The organism is Citrobacter sp. JUb117, from assembly GCF_024809055.1.
In the GTDB taxonomy this organism is placed as follows: Bacteria; Pseudomonadota; Gammaproteobacteria; order Enterobacterales; family Enterobacteriaceae; genus Citrobacter; species Citrobacter gillenii.
Genome location: NZ_JANUFB010000015.1, coordinates 35127 through 41702 on the forward strand (window position 1 = coordinate 35127; position 6576 = coordinate 41702).

1 protein-coding gene and 1 pseudogene are annotated in these 6576 nt (G+C 49.5%); one reads left to right on the top strand and one right to left on the bottom strand.

Annotated elements, in window-relative coordinates; translation table 11 throughout:
* The first annotated feature begins 51 nt into the window (after positions 1-51).
* A pseudogene (locus M2374_RS21795) lies at positions 52-901 on the top strand (DUF4942 domain-containing protein).
* A 787-nt stretch (positions 902-1688) separates the two neighbouring features.
* Here M2374_RS21795 and M2374_RS21800 read toward each other — a convergent pair.
* Complete coding sequence (locus M2374_RS21800) at positions 1689-5447, bottom strand: peroxidase family protein (protein WP_259156225.1); 3759 nt, start codon at positions 5445-5447, stop codon at positions 1689-1691.
* Between the last annotated feature and the right edge of the window lie 1129 nt (positions 5448-6576).

Below are 6576 nucleotides of genomic sequence, written 5' to 3' on the forward strand. Positions count from 1 at the left end.
AAGCGCCAGCCCTCACCGACTGGCACTTTGCTTTATATAAGGAAATAAATGATGTCAGACCTTACTCTTAACGAACCCGAAGTATTAACCGGCCACACAGACGTTATTTGCTCCACCAGCATTGAGCGCATCGTCACCGGACGTAATGCGGCGCTGGCGCAGATTGAAGTGCTCATGCAACAACTTAGCGATATTGCAACACTGACCCGCAGTATTGGCGGTAAAACCGCTCTGGACTGGGCCATGAAGCAGGAATTCCGCCGTGGTTGCTGGTTGATGGAAAAACCAGAAACAGCGATGAAAGCCATTACCCGTAATCTCGATCGTGGTATATGGCGCGATTTAATGAAAAAGTCAGGGATGCTTTCCATCATGGACGCTCAGGCTCGTGATCAGTGGTACAGAAATCTTGGGGGGGGAGAACATTCCTGCAGTCAGCGAAGCCAACATTCTGAGCACTTTTGAGCAACTGTATCTGAATAAAGGTGATGTGTTTGAGCGGGGTGTCATTAACGTCTTCAAAGGGTTGAGCTGGGATTTTAAGACGAACAGCCCCTGTAAATTTGGAGGGAAAATCATCGTCAGTGGGCTAGTCAAATGTGACCGGTGGGGATTTGGGCTTCTCTGGGGCTGGCAACGCGATCGGTTAGCTGACCTTGAGCGGATGCTGATGCTTCTGGACGGAAAACCGGTTCCCGACAACCGTGCCGACGTCACCCGTCGTCTCGCCAATCATATCCATGAAAACAGGCACAGCAATCGTTACGAGGATGAGATGTTTGCAATCAAATACTTTCAGAAGGGAACTGCTCATATCACCTTTAAGCGGCAAGAACTGGTCGATAAGCTGAATGACATCATCGCACGTCACTACCCTGGAATGCTGGCATCCGGACAGTAATCAGGGGCCTGCACATATGTGAAATGTCAGTATCAGTGCAGAGTTAAACAAACCCCTTGCCAGGTTCGCCTGCTTATGGACAATATGATACTGACGTTCCTGGTGCTTTTCTTCTGGTGGTTTGTTACTGGATTCTGTAACGCACCAGGAGCGTCACCAGACAAAGGACCATCATAAAGTATCAACACATCAGCCTGAGGCGAGTATCCCACTTATCGTCACCGATTCGGGTTTCGGATTCATACCAATCGGGAATGAGGGTACAAATGAGGGCATAAATATAATCACATCAAAAATTTTACTTATAAATCATAAAGATAAAACAAAAGATCGATTCCGAGTCCGGCACCACTATTTAGAGAAACCAGCCTAAGGGCTGGTTTTTTGCTTTCTGGGGTTACGGTAGATTTCGGGTCACTTTGACCGCTGATGTCATTACCTAGCTTCCGCCATCCAGTCTGAGGATGTTGATGGCACTGAAAAATTTGTGACCTTTTTTAAGTTGTCCACTCAGGATTTCTGTAACTTCTTTGCGCTTCCTTTCCTTGTGGCTCATTCAGATTTAATGGAGAGCATTAAACTATATTGCTTTCGGAATAAAATAATCCTGAACGCCTTATCTTGATAGCCTCGATTTTGGGTATAGAACCTATTCACATCGGTAGAGGCGCCAGCATAAGCAAATGGATAACGCGACTAAAAAAACAGCGTTATAAAGGTAGCTTTCATTCCCTTTAATAACTTATTTAGTGTTGTTGGAGTATGCTGGCGCGACATCATCGTCTCCTTATCCGATTAGAATAAAATCATCAATATTGACGCTTTTAGAGTTTACGTTTTCTAAAGTAATGACATTGGCATTAACAGGATCGCCGATGGTAATTACGGTACTGTTACCGGTTCCCCCGGCAATCTTGACGCTGCTGGCAAAATTCGCCACACCAATGCCGAATAAACTCACATCGAGGTAATCCTGTCCGCCGCTGGGGTTACTGTCGAAGCCGCTGGTAATACGGTCTCGCCCAAAGCCTGCGCTAAAGACGAAGGTGTCATTTCCGGCACCACCGGTCATGATATCGTCACCCTGGCCCCCCTCGAGTCTGTCGTTACCCGCTCCACCTGTCAGTTTATCGTTACCGGCCCCGCCCTGAAGGTTATCGGCACCGTCACCCCCATCAAGGGCGTCATTTCCTGCGCCACCGTAGAGCGTGTCGTTTCCTCCCATCCCATACAAAAAGTCATTACCGCTGCCACCGGTGATGGTGTTGGCAATGGCATTCCCTCTACCGGTGAACGCGCCTGTCCCGGTAAACACCAGGTTTTCAACGTTATTGGTCAACGTGTAATTATGGAGGGTGGTCTGGACAGCATCTGTCCCGCCATTAAGACCTTCTGTGACGACGTCTCCATTATTATCAACAATATAGGTGTCATTGCCGAGGCCGCCTACCATCAGATCAGCCCCTTCGCCACCGTCAAGTCTGTCGTTACCCTCTCCGCCTGTCATTTTATCGTTACCGGTCCCGCCCTGAAGGTTATCAGCACCCTCCCCCCCATCAAGGACGTCATTTCCTGCCCCGCCGTTGAGCGTGTCGTTTCCTCCCATCCCATACAAAAAGTCATTACCGCTGCCACCGGTGATGGTGTTGGCAATGGCATTCCCTCTGCCGGTAAACGCGCCTGTCCCGGTGAACACCAGGTTTTCAACGTTATTGGTCAACGTGTAATTGTGGAGGGTGGTCTGGACAGTATCTGTCCCGCCATTAAGACCTTCTGTGACGACATCGCCATTATTATCAACAACATAGATGTCATTTCCGGCACCGCCCACCATCACATCGGCCCCGAGGCCACCGTTGAGAATATCGTTGCCAGCCCCACCGTTGAGCGTATCGTTGCCGCCCCCGCCATTCAGGACGTCGTTGCCGAGCCCACCATTCAGGATGTCAATGCCGTTCCCACCATTCAGGACGACGTTATTGTGGGCAATGACCGGCGGTTTATCGAGCTGACTCGTCCCGAAGATGTTCTCGGGAAGATTGGTCAGGCCCGTGTTGCGTGCCACGATCCCGGCAAAACCCTGTTCCTCGATAACCTCGTAGAGGTCCAGATGCTCCACGCGATCGAGATAATACAGCCGGTCACCTTCCTGGATGCGGTCAAGTTGTTCGTGGATGATGACCCAGAAGGTCTGGCCAACCACACCACCATTGATGTGCTTCTCGGCGAGTCCGCCAACGAATAAATCCACTCTGTCGATACCTTTGACGGTGTTTCCGTTGACCAATTTATAGCCAGGATTCGCCGCCAGGAAGTCTGCAATTTGACTATCCTCTAGTACGAGGTCGGGATAGGCCTTCTTGAATTGCGCAATGACGGTGTCGCTGAGATTGTTCCGTGCCTGGAAGTCTTCCCATGAACCGTAGGGTGTGAGATCGCCAGCAAAGCTGACCGCCTCTTTGACGTACGGATCGAGAGAGGCCATCAGGTCGGCCCGGATCTGGTTCATCGAACCCAGACCAACGTCCCACTCGCGGGCGACGTCGAAGGCGAACACGTCAGCACTCATACGAACAAGGTCGTTGCGCACAGCATCGACGATATTGACGTCGACTTCTTCCGCAGGCTGGACAACACCCCCGGCAATGATCCCGGCGGCACCCAGTTGCTCATAGCCTGGCTGTGGAGAGTAAGGCAATTGCGATTTGGGGAAGTTAAACGCGCTCGTATCGTTGGTCGGGTTGAGGAACGCGTCGAACAGCGGCACCTGCGTTGCATTGCCCTCAGCGTCGAGCACCGTCAGCGTCTGCCCTATCAGCGAATGCCCGAACCGGTAAGCGGCAACCGCGAACTCGTGCGAGACTCGTGCATCCACTTCCGGATTGTACTCGGCGAAGCCGTGATCGCCCTCACCTCTCATGCCACCAAGCAACTTGTCGGCAAAGTCGGTGTAAATAACGCGCTGATATTCAGCTTCGTTAATGATCTTGGCAGCCTGGAACAGCTCTTCAGCTGTTCCATTAAATCCGGCTTCGAGCAATGCGTTGACATGGAAGTTGTGATTCCGTTCCCAGATGTTGTGGATCGCGGTTAGTGCGATGTTTTCGTTCGCACGTCCATCACCCGCCACGTAGTGGTCGAGCAGGTTGATAAAGGGGTTGGTGTCGAGCAGCAGCGCAAAGCCACTTCCCATGAAATTAGAGGTCATGGCAGGAAGCATCGCTTGGTTGATAACGCCATTACTGTCGACCAGTCCGGCGAAGTACTCCCGGAAGGCTACGCGGTGGTCGCCCGGCAGCGAGCTGTCGGTGAACAGCGTGTTGTTGTTCCAGTGATGCAGGATCAGTTCACTCAGCGTGGGCAGTAGCTTGAAATTTGGATTTGATGGATCCAGTCCGCCCTCTAACAGCTTGCCCGTAAACCCGCCCAGTCCATCACCTTCTCGCAGGAACTGGCCGACGAGTTCGTTAGAGCCATAAGTTTGGTTCTGGTCAGCGAATGGCGATGTCTTATTGAGATGCTGCGGGATTCCATTGGCATCAATACTGTTAACGGTGCCACGAGTCAGGTCCGCGGGGTTTGGAACCGAGCCCGGAGTGCCAATCTGGATCGTTCCGTTACCTCCCTTACCGAGGAAATCGAGACCGTGATCGAAGTACTGACCGAAGGCCGTGAATAAGCTGTTCACGCCAGCGGCATTGCCGGACAGGTTTGCTTCCTGTGCACCAAGGGCATCGCTGATGGCTCGCGGATCCAGCCCGGAGAACAAGGGGTTGATGTCGCGGTTTTGGGTCGTCTCGTTCCAGGCGCCGTAGTGCGCGTCGGTGAGCCGTATGAACGGCTGATCGGCTGAACCATAGTCAAGGTGAACCCGGTTATTACCGGTACCTTCGAGATCTCGGATCCCGAGCGCATCGTTGTCTTCCCCTCCTTCAAGCCCGTTGACGAGATTCTTCAGGTTGGCGACATCACTGGCGGTGAGAGGGAAAGCACCGTCGCCGCCGACATCGTCATTGTCATTGTCATCGTCATCGGCTTCCGTCGACGTTTCCTTGCGTGCTAAGACAATGGGATCGGTAGGTTTCAACTTGGTGTTTATGCCATCATGCACCGTGATCTTGTCCTGAGTTAGCGTAGAAGCCTTGGATCTCGGTGCCAGCTCAATCACCTCCTGCGGCGTCGGTGTGCCAAACACATCATCCAGACTTATGCCGAGCACCGGATCGGTCTCTTTGTTCACTTCAACTGCGGATAAGAAATTGGCGGTCCGGTTGCTGATAATCCATGACGGCGGATCTATAACCGACCATATCCCAGCATATCCCGCCTGAAATGAGGAATCAAAAAAGCGCAGGAAGGAAAAGTCTGTAACACCAAACTTGCCTTGCCCTGTGACCAGGTTGTTAAAGCTAGCATCGAAGGTTCGCATACTGAATGGCACAAGATGGTTAGATAATATATTGAAGTTGAGATCGTCGACATCCATTTGTGCTATAGATATTTGTTTGAGGGTATATTTCAGGTCAGGTTTTATGACATTCTTCATTTTCATTTCTCTCAGTAATGATTATGAAAGGCACGAAAAGGCGAAGCCGGTAAGCGGCACTCGAATTACGCGCCTGGAATTGCTAACTGAGCGAATAGGTAGAGCGACTTCGAGCTCCGGGTGGACGCACAACCTATATATCACCCTTTAACGTCACAAAAGACCCTATGATAGATATGCTCAGCCCCCACTGGAAAATCGCGACGACTTACTTTGCCAAACTGATAGCAGGCTTCAGACAAGCGACCCCTTAATATTGAATAAAGCCAAAAAAATAACATCCGTCAATTAGTAGCAACTATTTTTAAATTTCGAATGGAAAAAAAATCATCAATATTACATAGCTAATACATCACCCAGAATTTAATCGTTCATCATTGCGTTAACAGTCGCACATTAATTTCCTTTAAATTCAATATTCTACAAAAACCCATCCAGACAAGTATTGAATAAATCATAAAGAAAAAATTGAACACCCATCAAGCCGCACTAATAAAAATGATATAAAAGTTTAAATGGCGACAATAAAAATAATACATCCTCATTACCGCGACGCTGAAATTCCGGAGCTAAACTATATTAATATATCATTACCAACATAAATGAAGTTATTATATGTAATGTTAAATTTTCTTATGCGGTTTAAATTATGATTTTCCTGACTGGATATACGGAATAGCCTCGGATTTCCTGGAGGTTTTACTGGATAACGTCGGAATGTAAGGACGCGCGGAAAATTCAGATGACTTCCTTGAAAGAAGTTATTTCGCGATAGGATCGAAGCTAAATAGGGTACACTGGCAAGATGGACATTTAACAGCCAAATTTGACATGAGTTTTGATAATCCCCGTGTCCTTGGTTCGATTCCGAGTCCAGCACCACTATTTAGAAGAAGCAGCCTACGGGCTGGTTTTTTGCTATTGTATTTCCCAAGGCTTTTCAGCCAATCCCAAGCCATCTCCTTATCAATTACCCGCAACCGTCGCTGCTACCCCCCATAAATTAATGGGCAGTTAGATTTTATAATTAAAGAAGAATGCTTTGTCGTTCACGGGCAGGATAAAGGACATTTTACGCGGACAGAAGAGAGGTTTTGCTGGGCAGATAAGGCGCTGACGCGGCTATCCA

Bases quoted from the DNA above. Each gene is read 5' to 3' on its own strand.
- M2374_RS21800 (WP_259156225.1), bottom strand. From the start codon at position 5,447: ATGAAGAATGTCATAAAACCTGACCTGAAATATACCCTCAAACAAATA.